The 1,447-nt window shown below is 41.2% G+C and carries 1 protein-coding gene and 1 tRNA gene; both read right to left on the reverse strand.

Translation table 11 applies throughout. The features are described 5' to 3' along the window. Nucleotides 1-140 precede the first annotated feature (140 nt). On the reverse strand, nucleotides 141-1,181 hold the full coding sequence (gene nadA, locus CWB66_RS20025) for a quinolinate synthase NadA (protein WP_138586752.1): 1,041 nt from the start codon (nucleotides 1,179-1,181) through the stop codon (nucleotides 141-143). A 141-nt stretch (nucleotides 1,182-1,322) separates the two neighbouring features. After that, nucleotides 1,323-1,398: transfer RNA gene (locus CWB66_RS20030), tRNA-Lys, on the reverse strand. Nucleotides 1,399-1,447 lie beyond the last annotated feature (49 nt).

Here is a 1,447-nt window from a genome sequence, read left to right on the forward strand (position 1 = left end):
AAATTTATTTTCTCTAGCCAGAGATTTTCAGTGAAAACAAGGCGAATTTACGCGTCAATAGCTGGCCTATTGCAAGTAAATTCAACGCAGTTAGCGCTGAAAATAGCTGCTCGAGATAGATTTATTATCCAGAGTTCAGGTTACTTAACCATACTTGCAGTAAATTCAAGCATACGGTTAAGCGACTTAAGCGCGCCTTCACGTAAATCCATATCAACAAATACTTCTTTACCTTTAGGGTCGATGAGCGCTTCCTCAATCGCTTTTAAGCCATTCATTGCCATCCAAGGACAGTGAGCGCAACTTTTACACGACGCGCCCTCACCGGCTGTTGGAGCCGCAAAAAACTCTTTATCTGGGCACAGTTGCTGCATTTTATAAAAAATGCCGCGATCAGTCGCTACAATAAACTTTTTGTTTGGCATTGTTTGCGCTGCTTTTATTAGTTGACTCGTTGAGCCTACTGCATCGGCAAGTGCGACAATTTCGGCTGGCGACTCTGGATGAACTAATACACCTGCATCTGGATGTAATACTTTAAAGTCTTTTAAGGCTTTGGTTTTAAATTCGTCATGAACGATACATGCGCCGTTCCACATAATCATATCTGCACCGGTATTCTTTTGAATATAGCTGCCTAAATGTTTATCTGGTCCCCAAATGATTTTTTCGCCTTGTTCGTCTAAGTGCTCAACAATTTCAAGCGCGCAGGATGACGTTACAATCCAATCGGCACGTGCCTTAACAGCCGTTGAGGTATTTGCATACACAACCACTTTACGATCAGGGTGCTCATCACAAAATGCTGAAAATTCATCGATAGGACAACCAATATCCAGCGAACATGTCGCTTCAAGCGTTGGCATAACAACCGTTTTATTGGGGGTTAAAATCTTAGCGGTTTCGCCCATAAACTTTACGCCCGCGACGATGATCATATCTGCATCGTGACGTGCGCCAAAACGTGCCATTTCTAACGAGTCTGCAACGCAGCCGCCAGTTTCTTCAGCAAGTGCTTGAATTTCAGGATCGGTATAGTAATGTGCAACAAGTACTGCATTTTTATCGACCAGTAATTGTTTTATACGTGCTTTATATTCGCCTTGCTCATCGTGTGTTAATGGAGCTGGCTTAGGAGGGAAAATATAGCCTTCAGGCATAATAGTTTGAGCTAGACTCATGTTCTCGACCACTTATCTACAGTGCATTAATTACGGCGAATTATACGAGAATATGAACACAAATAACAGCAAACTAGTTAGGCTGTTTATAAAAAATAAAATGGGAATTTAAAAAAGAATATAAAGGAAAGTATTAGAGAATGGTGGGTCATGATGGATTTGAACCATCGACCAATTGATTAAAAGTCAACTGCTCTACCAACTGAGCTAATGACCCGCTCTAATATAATCTGCTTTGTAAAAAAGCTACGTAAATCCGCCGATTA

Origin of the sequence: Pseudoalteromonas sp. S558 (assembly GCF_005886635.1) — a bacterium.
In the GTDB taxonomy this organism is placed as follows: Bacteria; Pseudomonadota; Gammaproteobacteria; order Enterobacterales; family Alteromonadaceae; genus Pseudoalteromonas; species Pseudoalteromonas aliena.